Source organism: Poseidonibacter lekithochrous, from assembly GCF_018861145.1.
GTDB classification, from domain to species: Bacteria; Campylobacterota; Campylobacteria; order Campylobacterales; family Arcobacteraceae; genus Poseidonibacter; species Poseidonibacter lekithochrous_A.
Window position 1 is genome coordinate 192254 of sequence record NZ_JAHKQT010000017.1, and the last position, 15993, is coordinate 208246.

Below are 15993 nucleotides of genomic sequence, written 5' to 3' on the forward strand. Positions count from 1 at the left end.
TAAATCTCTTTTTATTATTTTTTAAAATTTATATCTCATATATGCTCTTACGTCTTGAGCGGAAACTACGTCTAATGTTGAATTAGGATTACCATCTTCACCAAAGAATGAATTACTTCCTGCATAGTCATAATCAATATAAACGTAACTTACCCCAAAACTTAATGCATCAGTTAATTTTTGATTTCTATAAACTTCCCAAGCTTGACCTCTTACTGCAATTTTACTTCCAGCATAAGTATCTTCAGCATAAGTCATAGATCTCCAGTATTTGCTACCTTTATTCCATTCAAATCCAATTCTTGAATCATCAGGACTAATTGGACAAGCGGCATTTACACCTAGCCAAACAGATGTGCCTGTTTCAGACTCTTTAGAACCTAACATTCCTAATGAATTTGGTCTAGTTTTTGACATTGCAAATGAAGCAAATACAGTAGTATCATCTAAATAATCTGATATTCCATCTCCAATGCCTTCTGTTTTAAATAATATTGTTGCAAAATCTATATCGCCAACATCCTTAAAGGAAGGTGCAGCAATATTCATTGCAAAGGCCGAATCATTTAACAATCCTAAATTATTTGAAGTTGGTGTTTGTTGATATGTTTGAGATGCATTTTGGTAGTTTCCATAAGCACCATAAAATTGATTAATAGATTTACCATCATAACCAATTAGGTTCCAGGCTCTAGCATAATTAAAATGTACTGAATATTGTCCATCATCATAAGGTACCGCAATTATTCCTAACATATCTACATCTATATTTTTTGTGTTATCTGTAGAATATGCAGGGGAGAACATATCGAATCTTGGAGTTGCATTTGTTAATCCTCTTCCTCCACAAATTTTTAGCCATGAGCCCGTCCATCCTGTTGTTTCTTCCGTATCAAATTTAACAGAAAAACCATCAAATTCCACATCAACTACATGTGATAAGGGTGAATTAGCTTTTTGATTATTTCTTATATTTATAGGTAAACCATCTGTTGATGGTCTTCTACCAATTGAAACAGTCCATGGAATATCTGCATCAAATAAAGTGTCATTACTATATAGCCAGTAAGCTTCTTTTATTTTTACAGTATTATCTGTAGCATTTTCATTTGTAACCCAATCAAAATTTGCATAACCTGGATTAGTATTTGATTGTGAATGATCAGCCGTATCACCAAATGCTTTGTTATAAGCTAATTTTGCAAAAAAAGATGAATTTTCATCAGCTTGATATTTTGCACCTAATAGTAATCTATTAGTTAAAAGGGCATTGTTTTTTGATTTTGAACCATCAGCATGCTTATATTGAATATTATCAACTTGTGTTCTAAAGTCAACATCCCATTTAATATTATCAGCAGCACTTTGAATTTTTGCAGCAGTAGCAGTTTTTGAAACTCTTGTAAGTTTTTTTTCAATTTTTGTAATTCTTTTTTCTTCAACTTTTGAATTTTGTTCATTCATCTTAGCTTCAAGTTCAGCTACTTGTTTCTTCAGTAATTGAAGTTGTTCATACATTTGTTTGTTAACATCTTCTGCAAAACTAGCAGTTGTAAAAGCAGCAATTGTTGAGAGTAAAATTATACTTTTTTTCATAGGTTTTCCTTATAATAACTTATAAGAGAATTATATGATTTAAAAAGTTAATGGATGATTAATAATACATAAGTAAAACTTATACTTATAATAAGAAAAAAGAGCCTAGTAAAAAAGGCTAATATTAATTTAATATTAGCCTTTAGTTTTTTTTAAAGTTATATTAACAAGAAGGAACATTTCCTGAATCATTAGCAAATTTATATGAAAAATCATAAAGATGTTGGATATATTTATCTTTTACATCTGCTTCTTTTACTTTTGGACAAATTTTAAGTAATTCTTCTTTAAATTTACCAGCTTCCATTATCTCTTCCCATTCATCTTGAGAATGCTTAGCTGCAAATTTATCTCCTGCAAAACCACAATCATTCTTATATTTTTTAACAAATAATTTTTGACCTTTTGTAGCATCTGCTAATAATGTAGTTGCACTAAAACTTAAGATTAACGAACCTGCTAAAGCAATTTTTAATAACTTCATATTTATCTCCTAATGATAATTTTGGTATAATCATATCTAATATATCTATAAATAAATCTTAGATAATAATATAAGTATAAAGTGGAGTAATTGTGAAGTATTTTTTATTAAAACATTTAATTGAGTATTTAGTGAAGAATACCCAAAGTATCAAGCTAGTGAAGCGTATTGACAATAATACTATTATAATAGAATTTAATAATAATAATATTATATATTTTGATATGTCAAAAGGCTCTAGTACTGTCTTTAAATCAAAGAATTTATTGAAATCTAAGAAAGATTTTAACGCTCCTTTTGATGTAGCTTTACAAAAAAGATTTTATAATTCAAAAATTGAAAATATAGAAATGTATAACGATGATAAGATTATAAATATAAAAGTAAATTCTTCATCTTCATATAAAGAATTGACAACTATTCTTCAACTAGAGTTTACAGGAAAACACACAAATATAATAATTCTAGATGAAAATAGAGTGATAATTGAAGCATTAAGACATGTAGATGAATTCTCTTCAAGTAGGGTTGTTAAAGTTGGAATTAAGCTAGATGAAATTCCAAAACAAACATTTATTCCAAAAATGGAAGAAGTTGATGATATTGAAAGTTACTTATATAAAATTCATGAAGAAAAAGAAAATCAGAATCTAGAGAATTTAAAAAAAGTAAAAATTAGCCAAATTCAAAAGAAAATAAAAAAATTAGATAAGACAATCAAATCATTACCAAAGAAAGAAGAGCTTGAAGAGGAATCAAAAAATCTTTATGAAAAAGCAAATTTGATACTATCAAATCTCCATACTTTAAAGCCATATCAAGACTCTTTTAAAGCATATAACTATGAAGGAATAGAAGTTGAAGTCTTTTTAGATAAAGCATCTTCAGCTTCAAAATATTCAAATGACTTATTTAAAAAAGCTAAAAAAGCAAAACAAAAAGCACTTCATATATCTATAGAAAAAGATAATTTAGATGAAAAATTAGAATTTTTACATAGAATGGTAAATAGTCTAAAAATTGCAAATACAATTGAAGAGTGTGAATTTTTATATCCAAAAAAAGAGAAAAACCAAAAACGTACAAAAAAAGCACAACCTTATGAAAGTTTCTTTTTTGAAGGCTTTAAAATTATGTTGGGAACTAGTGAACGTGAAAACGTATACTTGTTAAAAAACTCTAAAGCAAGTGACTTTTGGTTTCATCTAAAAGATAGACCTTCTTCACATGTAATAGTTCAAAATACAAAGAAGACAATACCAGATTCTGTAATTGAACAAGCAGCAGTTTTATGTGCAAAATTTTCAGTAGATTTTCCAGGTGACTACGTAGTTGATTTTACTCAAAGAAGAAATGTTAAAGTGCAATCAGGTTCTAATGTTTTATATAATCCGTATACTAGTATTGGAATTAAGATATAGGTTAAAATTATTATAATTTGTTTTTGGATATAATGAATTAATTTAATTCTGGAGGAAATATGAAAAAGTTTGTAAAATATGGGGTAATTGCCTTATTGAGTTTATTTGTTTTAACAGGTTGTAGAACTGCGGCGGTATACAATGTGAATAACAGTTCTATCGGATCTAACACATCAAGTTCGAATGTTTACAAAGCAATTAAGAATGCAGGAGTTAGTAAAGGATGGATTATTACTCAATCTAGACCAGGTTTAGCAATTGGGACAATTAATATTAGAAAACACAGAGCAGTTGTTGAAATTCCTTATACAAGTAATTCTTTTTCAATTAATTATAAAGATAGTATGAATTTAAAATATGATTCAACTACAAATCAAATTCATAATAATTATAATGGATGGGTTCAAAATTTAGAGAATGCTATCAATGTTGAATTATCAAGATATAGTAAATAGAATATAAAATAATTGAAAAAAGTACTTATTGTAAGTTACTCTCAATCTGGACAACTTAGTGAATTAGTTACTTCACTAAGTTCTCCTATTAGATGTGATGAAATAGAAATAAATCACAAAATAATCAAGCCAAAAAAAGACTACCCTTTCCCTTGGAGTTTTTTTGATTTTATGGATTGCTTTCCTGAATCTATATATATGGATCCATGTGAAATTGAGGAAGTTGAAGATTCTAATGATTATGATTTAGTAATTATCTTTTATCAAGTATGGTTCTTATCTCCTTCAATTCCTGTAACATCATTTTTAAAATCAAAATTTGCACAAGATAAATTAAAAAACAAACCAGTTATAACTGTTATAGGTTGTAGAAATATGTGGGTTATGGCACAAGAAAAAATGAAAAATTTATTGAAAGATCTTGATGCAAAACTTATTGATAATATAGTCTTAATTGATCAAGGAAATTCTATAGCTACTTTCTTTACAACTCCTAGATGGATGTTAACAGGAAGAAAGAACTCTTTTTGGAAAATTTTTCCAGAAGCTGGAATTGATAAACAAAAGATTAAAAATAGTTCACGTTTTGGGTTTGCTATAAAAGAAGCTATAACAAATAATTTAGAAAAAGAAAATAAAAGTATTTGTTATGGGTTAAATGCAGTAAGCGTTGATGAAAAACTTATAAAAAGTGAACAAATCGGGACTAAAAGCTTTATGATTTGGGGTAAATTAATTAGAAAAATTGGAAAGCCAGGGGATATAAAAAGAAAACCTTTTCTTGCTTTGTATACAGCTTTCTTAATTTTGATGATTATAGTTGTCGTTCCAATTAATATGATAGTTCAAACAATTATTAGAAGGATAAATAAAAAGAAAATACTAAAAGAAAAAGCTTTTTATGAAATGCCATCAGGTAGTGAAGATTTTAGAATGAAGGATTTTAGTAAATATGAATAATGTATATATAAATAATATTCAAAAGTTTATGCCAAACGAACCAGTTTTTAATGAAGAAATAGAAGATTACTTAGGATGTATTGGCGGTAAGAAGTCAAAAGCTAGAAAAATTGTTCTTAGAAGTAATGGTATAAAAAGAAGATTTTATGTTTTAGAAAAAGGAACACAAAAAGCACTTTTTTCAAATGCTAGTTTAACTGCAAATGCTATTAGAAAGTTAGAGAATGATAATTTTAAATTAGATGAATTAGAATGTTTATCTTGTGGTACTACATCACCAGATCAATTTATGCCAAATCATGCATTAATGGTTCATGGTGAATTAAAACTTCATCCACTTGAAGTATTAAGTGCTTCTGGTATTTGTTTAAGTGGAGTGAATGCTTTGAAATATGTTTATTATGCTCTTAAGTGTGGAGAGATTAAATCAGGTATTTCTACAGGCTCTGAAGCGGCTTCTTTAATATTAAGTGCAAAGAATTTTGAGGAAGAATCAAAAAACCTTATTGAATTAGAACAAAATCCTCAGCTTGCTTTTGAAAAAGATTTTTTAAGATGGATGTTGTCTGATGGTGCAGGAGCTATGCTTTTACAAGATAAACCAAATGAAAATAGTATTTCATTAAGAATTGATTGGATTGATACCTTATCTTATGCAGGTGAGATGCCAGTTTGTATGTATAGTGGAGGAGAAGTTAAAGATAACACTTTCATTGGATGGAAAAATTATTCTCAAGATGAGATAATGGAAAAATCTTTATTAAGTGTTGCTCAGGATGTTAAGCTTTTAAATGAAAACATTGTTGAGTATACAGTAGTAAAACCTTTACGTAAAATTCTTAAAAAAAGAGATATTAAAGTAGATCAGATTGATTATTTTCTTCCTCATTATTCTTCAGAATTTTTCAAAGATAAATTATATGCTGGATTAAAAGAAGTCGGTTTTGAAATTCCTTTTGAAAAATGGTTTACAAATTTAACACAATTTGGAAATACAGGTTCAGCCTCAATTTATATTATTTTAGAAGAACTTTTTAGTTCAGGTAAACTTAAAAAAGGTGAAAAATTACTTTGTTATATCCCTGAAAGTGGAAGATTTTCTACGGCATTTATGTTATTAGAAGTTGTTTAATGAAAGAAATAGAAGTTCCTAAAGAAGAAAATGTAACTTTAAACGGTATGCAAAAAGTTATGTATACAAAAGATTCAAGTGGAGATTTTATTAGAGAAAATTATGGAAGTAATATAGAAGAATTTGCAACAAGAACTGCTGTAGATGAATATGAACTTTTAGAAAAAGAATCACTTGATAATATATCAAAAGGTATATCTTCTCCAATAAGTTTTTTTATGTACAAAAATAGAATGGACTTACCAACACTTTCAAGTATGGTTGGTATGTTTCAATTTAGAGTTAAAAGACATTTACAAATGAAGCATTTTAAAAAACTAAATGAAAAAGTTCTTTCTAGATATGCTGAAGTTTTTAGTATTAAGATAGAAGAATTGAGGGATTTTAGAGATGGAAAATAATTTTAAACATTCACAATTTGCTCATTGTGAAAGTGGTGTAATCTCAACACTTATTTCATCTTATGGATTAAAAATATCTGAACCTATGGCTTTTGGAATTACAAGTAGTCTTGCTTTTGTTTTTATTCCAATAGTAAAAATAAATGGATTACCATTAATTGCTTATAGAGAATTACCTAAGAATATTGTGAAAAAAATATCTAAAGTTTTAGGTATTAAAATGAATAAGAAAAACTATTCAAATAAAGAAGAAGCAAATACTGAGTTAACATCATTAGTCCAAAGTGGTAAACTTGTTGGCCTTCAGAGTTCAGTTTATTATTTACCATATTTTCCTAAAGATATGAGATTTCATTTTAATGCACATAATTTAATCGTATATGGAAAAGAAAAGGATGAGTATCTTATTTCTGATCCTGTATTTGAAACTGAAGTTAAATGTAATGAAAATGATTTAAATAAAGCAAGATTTGCAAAAGGAGCATTCGCTCCAAAAGGATTTATTTATTATCCAGAAAATATTCCTAAAGATATTGACTTTACAAATATTGTGAAAAAAGCAATAAGAAAAAATGCAAAATCAATGCTTACTCCTTTTCCCTTTGCAGGAATTAAAGGAATGAACAAGTTAGCAAAGAAAATATCTAATTTAAAACGTGATAATAATGATAGGTTTTTAAAAAACTATTTAACTCATATTGTAAGGATGCAAGAAGAAATTGGAACTGGTGGTGGAGGTTTTAGATTTTTATATGCAGCTTTTTTAACTGAATCAAAAGAATATAATATAGATGAAGAGATTTTAGATGAAGCTTCTTCTTTACTAATTAAATCTGGGAATACATTAAGAGAGTTTGCTTTATATTGTGTTGAATCTAGTAAAAATTTAGATAAATTTGATCCTGAAAAGATTTCTAAGAAGCTAGTAGAATCAGCTTCTCTTGAAAAAGAAGCTTTTACTTTATTAAAAAAAATATAAAGATTATTTACTAAATCTTAATAAATAGCCTTTTTTATTTTTATCCATTGATAGATAAATAAAACTCTTTTTATTTGTATTAAGCATAGATATTATATTTGTACATCCATGTATATTATCATGTGAGAAAATTAAATCTTTGTTTATTTTAAGTTCATTTATTTCTTCTTTAGCATATTGATTTAAGGTAATTAAATCATAAATCACATCTTTAAGTATGTCTTTTAGTTCAGAAAGATTAGAAAAACTCAAAAACTCTTCTATTTTTGCTATTGAGTTTTCCTTTTCTTTATTTAGATAAATCCATGAACTAGTATCTTTTGATGGATTATTTTGTTTATTAAAAATATACTTATTAAAATCATTTATATCATCAAGTGATTCATCTATATTTCCTATTAAAGCATCATTTACTTCATTTATTTCTAAATCAAATAAGGCAAATTCTAAGGCCTTTTCAAAAGATAAATCATGTGAAGTTAATACCATATTTTTCCCATTTGAAACTAAGGCTTGTGAGACATAGAAGCTTACATTATTACTATTAATATTTAGAAAATCAAAAGGCATGACTATACTATTTTGGCTAACATCTTCTACAACTTTCTTAACACTAGTAATTGAACCATATTCACTAGCTATGTATATTCCCATATTATTATACTTTGTATTATCCATGCATCTTAAAGCGCCTAGTATGGCTAAGATATTAAACTTACTTGATCTTCGTAAGTTTATTTTTGAAATCTCTTTTAATTCACTCTTATATAGTTTAATACTTTTATTTTCATTATTTAATGAATATGTTTTATGAATATACATTTTCACTCTTATTACTTAATATTATTGAACTATTATTTCCACCAAAAGCTACAAAATTAAATAATACAGTTGTTTTTTGTATATTATTTTTATGTTTTAAAAGAGGTGTAAATTCTAGTTTTTCTTCTGATTTTTCAAAACCTAATGTTGCAGGGAAAAAGCCTTTTTCTATACAATAAAGTATAAGTACAATTTCATTTGTACCACAAGCTCCAAGAGTATGCCCTATATATGGTTTTACAGCGGTAATATTTGTAGTAGATTGATAGTTATTAAATAAGTCATTAATTGCTTTAGCTTCAGAAGAGTTGTTATTTTCACTTCCTGTAGCATGAGCTTTAATTAAATCAATATTTTTAAGAGTCATACCAGCATTTTGGATTGAACTATTCATGCAATTTAAAATAGGTTCCCCTGATGGGTTACTTGTTGTTTCTGAGTAATTATCACAAATATTAGAAGATGAGATATATTTAAAATCACTATCTTTATTTTTCACAGAATCTAAAATAACGGCAGAACAAGCTTCTCCTAATATAATTCCATCACTTTTTTCATCAAATGGTCTATAAACTTTATTTTGAGATAAAAGCATAAGTGAAGAAAAACCATCAAAAGTACTTCTATTAAATAATTCAATTCCAATTATAATAGCTTTTTTAATTTTATTATTTTGAATTAACTTTGAAGCATAAGCAATAGCATTTGTACTTGAAGTACATGCAGTTGAGAATATAATAGATTTATATTTACTTTTTATATATTCTTCTACAAATGTTCCAATATATCCATATCCAATATGTGATAACTCATCTATGTTTTTATTATTATGAAACTCTTGATTTGCTTCTTCTTCAATAGATATTCCCATTGAGGTTGAACCTATAAATATATGAAGGTTTTCTTTATCTTTTATTTGAGATTCATTTATTGATTGATCAATTACTTCTTTCAGAATTTTAAAGAATTTTTCTTTTTCTGAATCAAATCTTTCTTCAATTTTATAAAAAGCTTTTTCTTTAAATTTATTTTCTAGAAAAGATAGATAATTATCTTGTGATAGTTTATAAATTTCTTCTGTAATTTTTTCTTTAGTATTACCTAAGCTTGTGTATAAAGCTTTTCCAATTATATAAGATTCTTTTTTCAATGTTATTTGGGTTGGATATAGTCAGCTAAAGTATTAATAGAAACCATAATCTTTCTAAGTTTTTTACTGTCGTTTGCTTGAATCCCATACTCTTTTTGCAAAGCCATTGAAATTTGTAAGGCATCCATGGAATCAAGTTCTAATGCACATTCTTCACTAAATAAAATATCATCATCATTTATATCTGATGCTTCTATATCTTTATCACATTCTTCAATTATAAGCTCTTTTAATTTCTTTTTGAAGTCATCATCTTTTGAACCAATCATTTACTACCTTTTTTTATTAATAATACATATGAAATTATAAAACATATTATAGCAAAAAGAGTTAATTTAAAAATATACTCTTTTATATCTATAAAAGTCCCACCATTTACAAATAGTTCTAAAAAACTATCTAGTGCCCAAGACATTGGAGAGAGTTCTGAAATCTCTTGCATACTTTGTGGCATTATAAATTTGGGTACCATAATACCACCAAGTGCTGCTAAAATAATATTTGATATTCCACCAATTGTAGTAGCATCTTCACTCTTTTTTGCAATATTTGCTATAACTAAAGCAAAGGATATTGCAGCTAGTGATACTACAGATGAAAGTAGAAATATAAGGAGGATATTTCCTTTAATTTGAAGACTGTCTGCTCCTAATATTGGCATTAGATAAATACCTATTAAAATCATAAATAGTACTTGAAATAAATTTATAAGATAATAAGGAATAATCTTTCCAAAAAGAATTGGCAACATTGATACATTGATACTTTTTATTCTACTTAATGTCCCAAAATTCTTTTCATTTATAAAAGTATTTGATATTGGGATTAAAATAAAAAACATAGAAAATATAAGCCATGCAGGTACACTTTGCTGAACTGAAGTTATTTTAAAACTATTTTCTTTTGATATATAATGATGTTTAATACTATTGTTAAAATCTTTAGTTTCTTGCGTATTTACATCAAGTTGTATAAGTAAGTTTTTTATTAGTTGTTTACTAATATTTGAGCTAAGTAAACTTTTTAATAGATTTATATTTTGAATTGATAAATCAGGACTTGAATAAATATTTACATTTATATCTTTATTCTTTTGAATATCCTTTAAATATGTACTTGGCATCTGTATTAAAAAATCATAGTTTTTTGAGTATAAAATATCTTTTTTATTTGATACTTCTTTTGAATAAGTAATATTAAAAAAATTGTTGTCTTTTAGTTTTTTTAATAAATCTTGAATATCTTTATTTTTATTTTCTGATGTTAATAATACTTCAAATTTTATATCAATACTATTTGAATAAGTATTCTTCAAAGCTAATGACATAATTATGATAAAAACACTAGGCATTACAAATAAAACAAGTAAAGCATGAATATTTCTAAAGATTAGTAAGAACTCTTTTTTTAATATATATTTAAGCATTAATCTCTTAAATCCTGTTTTGTGATTTTTAAAAACATCTCTTCTAAACTTTTATTTCCATAGTTGATTGAGCTTATTCTTTTTTTATCTTTTTTTATCTTTTCAAATACATCTAATAATTCATCATATCCATTTTGTGTATTTATACTTATCTGTTCATCTTGACAATTAATTACAACATTACTATTTTCATTTATAAGATTTAGTTTTGAGTCTTTTTTAACTATATGACCCTTATCTAATATAGCTATTTCATGACATAAGTATTCAATCTCATCCATATAATGTGAAGTATAAATAATAGTTGTTTTCTTCTCTTTATTTATATTTTGTATAATATCTAGGATATATTTTCTTGACTGAGGATCAATACCAACTGTAGGTTCATCTAAGTATAATATTTTAGGATCATTTAACAAGCCAATTGCAATATTCAATCTTCTTTTTAAGCCACCAGAAAATGTCTTTGCTTGCTTGTTTTTATAGTTTTCTAAAGCAGTCATTTTAATACATGAGTTGATTTTTTCTTGCATTAAAGAGCTGTTTATTTTGTATAGTGCTGCAAAAAACTCTAAGTTTTCATAAGCTGTTAAATCAGGATAGAATGCATAAGATTGAGGAACATAGCTACTTATACTTTGAATATAGTTTTTGTTTTCTTCATAAGATTTACCAAAGATTTTAATTTCACCGGAATCTTTTTTTTCTAAATAATTTAAGATAGAAACTAAGGTAGTTTTTCCAGCACCATTTGGTCCTAATAAACCAAATATCTCACCTTCTTTTATATGGAGATTTAAGTTCTTTAATACTTCATATTTATCATAGGTTTTATCTAATGATTTTATTTTAATTGCCATTAAATATTTATCCTAAGTTTTTTTCCAACACTAGATGTTGGAATCTTGTCCACACATTTTAAATCCATTGAAAATTTTAAATTGGAAAGATTATTTTGCAAGATCTTTTTTATTTCTAAGGGCTTGAAAATCTTTTGCGTTTCTAGTGTAATATCTAATATTTCACCTCTTAAAGTTTCTCTATCATTTTTTACGTAAACTAAAGCCTTTTGGATATGTTCTTGTTTTTCTAAAATATTTTCTATTTGAATAGTTGAGTATCTTTTTCCTGCAATTTTTAGTATTTGTGAACTTCTTCCAATTAACTTGAACTTTTCTTCATCTTTTTCAACAAAATCAAAAGTTTGTATCTCTCCATTTGTATTTGAAAATTCTTTTCCCAATAATACTTTTGAAACAAAAGGTGATTTTACTTTTAATTCATTTTTCTTATTTGTGTGAATCTCTACATTTTCTAAAGGAGTCCATAATATATCATCATTAAATTTATAGGCAATACCGCCTGTTTCTGTTGAACCAAATAATTGCATTACAGGACATGAAAACTTTTCATTGAAGTGTTTAGCCTCTTTTGCATCAAGTGGCGCGGTTGAGCTTAAAAATATAGATTTAGATAGGTCTTTTGTGCTTGATATTTTATTTAAGGCTTTTATATAAAGTGGAGTTGTAACAACTAAAGAATTATCAGTACATATATCTAATAAGTCATTTGGTAGAAAGTGCTCTTTTAAAATAATATCAATATCATTAAAATATGGATAGAAAAGTCCAGTTAAAGAACCATAAATATGTATAAAAGGAACAGTTACAATTACTCTTTTTATATTATATTTTTTAAATAGAGTACTTAATGCTTTTATTTCACTTTCAATATTTTTTTTTGTTTTTAGTGCAGCCGTACTTTCTCCTGTACTTCCACTAGTGAAATAAACAAAAGAAAATTCTTTTTCATCAAAAATAGTAGATATATTATTAAAAGATTTAAAAGAGGGTATATTTAAATCTTCTAATCTTTTAACTAAAAGTTTATTTGTATCATCAAATAAAATTGATTTTGCATTTGAAAAATATGATTTGAATATATTTAAAGCATTAATTTCTTTTGATGAGCTTGAAATATAAGATACTCTATTTTCATATTTATTATTTATAAATTCATCTTTATTAATATGATGCGTAGTTATAGAGCCATTATCATTATAAACTTTTAGATGCATTACTTACCTTTTGAAATAAAATTAAAATTAGAATTGCTAATATTCCTAATGTTGCTACACTTCCAATAGAAAATAGTGAATTAATATTTGAAAATATTAAAACACCAAAGCCTGCAAAAGAACTAATAACAGAGAAAATGATAGCTTTCTTTGTTTCTTTAGAGTTATCTTTACTAGAATAAATTGCATAATCTATACTAATTGCAAGAATAATAAAAAACATAAATATATGTAAAATATTAACAGCTATAAAACATAAATATATAAATATTAAAGCACTTGGAAATAGTAAAAAATTAAGTGCTGGTATAATTTTCTTTTTTGTTATAAATGTTAGTATGATTATAATAAAAAGAAGACTTGAAGTACCTAAAATAATTATCTTTTCTAAATCATTTTCTAAATCTTTTTCAAAAAGATTTTTTAAACTTACTGAATAAATAAACTCTTTTCCTAGAACTTCTTTATATTTATCTTCAGAAATATTTATATATGAAATATATTCATTTTTATATTTTTTGATTGCTATTCCATATTCAAGTAGATTTTGATATGAATATCTTGGTACTTGAACCTTATAATTATAGGCATCTTTAAATGAATCTTTTTTAAAAGAAGAGTTAATAATATATTTATTCAAGTTTTCTTTTATTTTATTAAGTTTAGTATTATTTAGATGATGAAATATCTCTTTGAATTTTTCTTTACTAATTAATTTATCTAATGATGAAGTCGAGTTATTATCAATTTTTTTTATTTGCTCATTGTAAAAAATTAGTTCATTAATACTAGAAGCTTTAATCAATACGGTTTGGCTATTTGCTTTATTTAATTTTGATTTAAAAAAAATCTCTTTTTGTTTTAATTCTTTATTATTATAATCTAAAGATTTTATGTCAAAATCATAATTTAAATTTTGTAAAGATACGCCAAGAATTATGAGTGAGAATACAAAGAAATAAATACTTTTTATTGATATGAAATTTTGTGTATATAAATTAATTTTTTTTTGTTTAAATGTAATTTTTGGATAAATAAATGAAAATATTAAATATGAAACCAATAAAGAAATCATTGCGAATCTTGTAATTTGTTCAATCAATAGAAAGTCACAAAAACTTAAAATAAAAAATGCAATAAAAGTAGTAAAAAATCCTAAAAAAACTTCTTTATTAAAAATACTTTTTGTTTCATAACTCTTATGAAAATAATGATGAAACATATAATCAATTGCAATGGTACTAATAGATAAGCCGAAAACTAGTACAAATAAAGAGATCTCTTCATAAAATAAAGTTAGAGTTATAATTGCAACTAAAGCAGAAGTTCCAAGTGTTAAAAGTGTATTGATTAATAAACTGATATTTCTTAATATAAAGAAGTATAAAAAAATCAATAATGCACTTGCAAATAATATGATTTTATTGGTATCATTTTTTATATATCTTGAGTTCTCAACAAAATAATAAATTGAAGAAAAGCTTGTAATATTATTAGTTTCTATTTCTTTTATTTCATCATAAATTTTTTCATAATCATTTAAAGAATTAATTGTATTCTTTATATTAAATATTGATAAGTAGCCATAATTTTCAATAAATAATCTTCCATTTTTTATATTAAATTTTATAGCTTCTTTTTTTACTAGTTCAAAAGGATCTTGTTTATTTATATTAACTGTAATAAATGAGTTAACAATAGAATCATATAATTTTGTCAATGATTCCTCTACCTTTATTTCATTTATTTTTTTAGTATTTAATTCATTTAGATAAAAATAGTATTGCTTTTGATATTCTTTAAAATTTGTATTTATTGAAAGTTTATTTTCCTCTATTCCCTTTATTCTTAAGATATTTTTCTCAAATGTTTTTATTTCTTCTAAGGCATCTTTATTATCGCCCCGAACTAAAACTAATATTTTCTTATTTGATTTAAATGCAAGAAACTCTTTTAATAGTTCTTTATTTTGTGAATTTGGTAATAAGGTCTGGATATTAGTTGATATCTTTTTATTTATATTAAAAGTAAAAAATATTGTAATTAGAATACTAAATAAAATATAATTAAAATATTTAATCATTCAACTCTCTAATAGTTGTAATATTTCCTGATGTCATTTTTATAGTTATAAAATCAAGTTTTTTGTCTTTTTTAAATTCTACATTTTCAATATAATTACTTAAAGAATCTTTTGGATTTAGATTTGTTATTTTATTCTTTGTACTTACTTCAAAGTATTCTTGAAGTGCTTTTAAATTATTGTTATTAATAGATTCAATTAATAAGAAAATCATTTTTAATGTAACTTGCTTATTTAAATCTATACTTTGTGTATCATCTCCATCGTTTATAATAAGAGAATCGTTTTCATATATTAGAATTCTATTTGAGTTATTATATTTTAAAGAGATTTTCTTATCTATAAATTCAAGTGTACCTTTTTTGTAAACCGTATTATCAATAACTTCAATATATTTTTCTTCTTGAAAATTAATAATTGAGGCATTTAGATTTAAAAATAAAAAACAAACTATAGAAATAAATTTAGTCATGTAAAACCTTTAAGAAAATAAATCTACGATGTAAATATTGTATTATACCTGCAAATATAAATAAAAAATACCAACCAAAAGAACTATAAACAATCCAAAAGTTTATATTTTGATTTTGAAATATTTGTAAATGAATAAAAATATTTATACAAGATACTAATATCCAAAAAAGTGTAGATTTGTGAATATATTTTTCTTCCTTTTGAGATATTTCTTTTTTTGAAAACTTCTTTGTAAAATATAAGATTATAGATTTTTTATTTAAATACGAAATAAAAATTATAATTGTAAATATTGAAGAAATTACTAAAGGCATAGCTTTTAAAACTAAAAAATCTTTAAAAAAATAAGTAAAAATAGAGAGTAAAATATATAAAACTGGATACAAAGACTCTTTATATGATTTTCTTATTGTAAAAGTAAACCATATACAAGAGCTAATAAATAAAAATATACTTACAAGCTCTATATCAAAATATCTAAGTGATAAAAACACCAAAGGTGCATATATTAAAGATATTATGATATTCATAAT

17 protein-coding genes are annotated in these 15993 nt (G+C 24.8%); 6 read left to right on the top strand and 11 right to left on the bottom strand.

The window, feature by feature from the left end; genetic code table 11:
• Positions 1-21 precede the first annotated feature (21 nt).
• Complete coding sequence (locus tag KO488_RS06815; RefSeq protein ID WP_216058042.1) at positions 22-1596, bottom strand: DUF3373 family protein; 1575 nt, start codon at positions 1594-1596, stop codon at positions 22-24.
• Between the two features lie 163 nt (positions 1597-1759).
• Positions 1760-2080, bottom strand: coding sequence for a cytochrome C (locus KO488_RS06820; RefSeq protein ID WP_216058043.1), 321 nt, complete (start codon positions 2078-2080; stop codon positions 1760-1762).
• 131 nt (positions 2081-2211) lie between these two features.
• Here KO488_RS06820 and KO488_RS15335 point away from each other — a divergent pair, with 131 nt between their 5' ends.
• Genes KO488_RS15335 through KO488_RS06850 form a run of 6 tightly spaced genes read left to right on the top strand, consistent with a single transcriptional unit; the run spans position 2212 to position 7428 of the window.
• The gene (locus KO488_RS15335) at positions 2212-3501 is read left to right on the top strand and encodes an NFACT RNA binding domain-containing protein (RefSeq protein WP_303572118.1); all 1290 of its coding nucleotides are present in this window, start codon (positions 2212-2214) and stop codon (positions 3499-3501) included.
• A 59-nt stretch (positions 3502-3560) separates the two neighbouring features.
• Positions 3561-3956: a hypothetical protein gene (locus KO488_RS06830; protein WP_216058045.1), complete on the top strand. Its 396-nt coding sequence runs from the start codon at positions 3561-3563 to the stop codon at positions 3954-3956.
• Positions 3957-3968: 12 nt separating this feature from the next.
• Positions 3969-4916: a dialkylrecorsinol condensing enzyme gene (locus KO488_RS06835; RefSeq protein ID WP_216058046.1), complete on the top strand. Its 948-nt coding sequence runs from the start codon at positions 3969-3971 to the stop codon at positions 4914-4916.
• Positions 4909-6048 carry a beta-ketoacyl-ACP synthase III gene (locus tag KO488_RS06840; protein ID WP_216058047.1) on the top strand — a complete coding sequence of 380 codons (1140 nt, stop codon included), beginning with the start codon at positions 4909-4911 and terminating at the stop codon, positions 6046-6048. The genes KO488_RS06835 and KO488_RS06840 overlap by 8 nt, the downstream gene beginning before the upstream one ends.
• Positions 6048-6449 carry a hypothetical protein gene (locus KO488_RS06845; protein WP_216058048.1) on the top strand — a complete coding sequence of 134 codons (402 nt, stop codon included), beginning with the start codon at positions 6048-6050 and terminating at the stop codon, positions 6447-6449. The genes KO488_RS06840 and KO488_RS06845 overlap by 1 nt, the downstream gene beginning before the upstream one ends.
• Positions 6439-7428, top strand: a complete 990-nt coding sequence (locus KO488_RS06850; RefSeq protein WP_216058049.1) for a BtrH N-terminal domain-containing protein — start codon at positions 6439-6441, stop codon at positions 7426-7428. Before KO488_RS06845 ends, KO488_RS06850 begins: the two co-directional genes overlap by 11 nt.
• 3 nt (positions 7429-7431) lie before the next feature.
• Here the strand turns inward: KO488_RS06850 and KO488_RS06855 are convergent, their stop codons facing one another.
• Genes KO488_RS06855 through KO488_RS06895 form a run of 9 tightly spaced genes read right to left on the bottom strand, consistent with a single transcriptional unit; the run spans position 7432 to position 15990 of the window.
• Entirely contained in the window at positions 7432-8250 is an 819-nt protein-coding gene (locus tag KO488_RS06855; protein ID WP_216058050.1) for a hypothetical protein, read from the bottom strand.
• Positions 8237-9400 carry a beta-ketoacyl synthase N-terminal-like domain-containing protein gene (locus KO488_RS06860; RefSeq protein WP_216058051.1) on the bottom strand — a complete coding sequence of 388 codons (1164 nt, stop codon included), beginning with the start codon at positions 9398-9400 and terminating at the stop codon, positions 8237-8239. The genes KO488_RS06855 and KO488_RS06860 overlap by 14 nt, the downstream gene beginning before the upstream one ends.
• Positions 9401-9402: 2 nt before the next feature.
• Positions 9403-9669 (bottom strand): phosphopantetheine-binding protein, encoded by a 267-nt coding sequence (locus KO488_RS06865; RefSeq protein ID WP_216058052.1) that lies wholly within the window; start codon positions 9667-9669, stop codon positions 9403-9405.
• Positions 9666-10826, bottom strand: a complete 1161-nt coding sequence (locus KO488_RS06870; protein ID WP_216058053.1) for an ABC transporter permease — start codon at positions 10824-10826, stop codon at positions 9666-9668. The genes KO488_RS06865 and KO488_RS06870 overlap by 4 nt, the downstream gene beginning before the upstream one ends.
• Complete coding sequence (locus tag KO488_RS06875; RefSeq protein ID WP_216058054.1) at positions 10826-11686, bottom strand: ABC transporter ATP-binding protein; 861 nt, start codon at positions 11684-11686, stop codon at positions 10826-10828. The genes KO488_RS06870 and KO488_RS06875 overlap by 1 nt, the downstream gene beginning before the upstream one ends.
• Positions 11686-12903, bottom strand: coding sequence for an AMP-binding protein (locus KO488_RS06880; protein ID WP_216058055.1), 1218 nt, complete (start codon positions 12901-12903; stop codon positions 11686-11688). The genes KO488_RS06875 and KO488_RS06880 overlap by 1 nt, the downstream gene beginning before the upstream one ends.
• Positions 12884-14986 (bottom strand): hypothetical protein, encoded by a 2103-nt coding sequence (locus tag KO488_RS06885; RefSeq protein WP_216058056.1) that lies wholly within the window; start codon positions 14984-14986, stop codon positions 12884-12886. Before KO488_RS06885 ends, KO488_RS06880 begins: the two co-directional genes overlap by 20 nt.
• Positions 14979-15458 (bottom strand): hypothetical protein, encoded by a 480-nt coding sequence (locus KO488_RS06890; RefSeq protein ID WP_216058057.1) that lies wholly within the window; start codon positions 15456-15458, stop codon positions 14979-14981. The genes KO488_RS06885 and KO488_RS06890 overlap by 8 nt, the downstream gene beginning before the upstream one ends.
• The gene (locus tag KO488_RS06895) at positions 15451-15990 is read right to left on the bottom strand and encodes a hypothetical protein (protein ID WP_216058058.1); all 540 of its coding nucleotides are present in this window, start codon (positions 15988-15990) and stop codon (positions 15451-15453) included. Before KO488_RS06895 ends, KO488_RS06890 begins: the two co-directional genes overlap by 8 nt.
• Between the last annotated feature and the right edge of the window lie 3 nt (positions 15991-15993).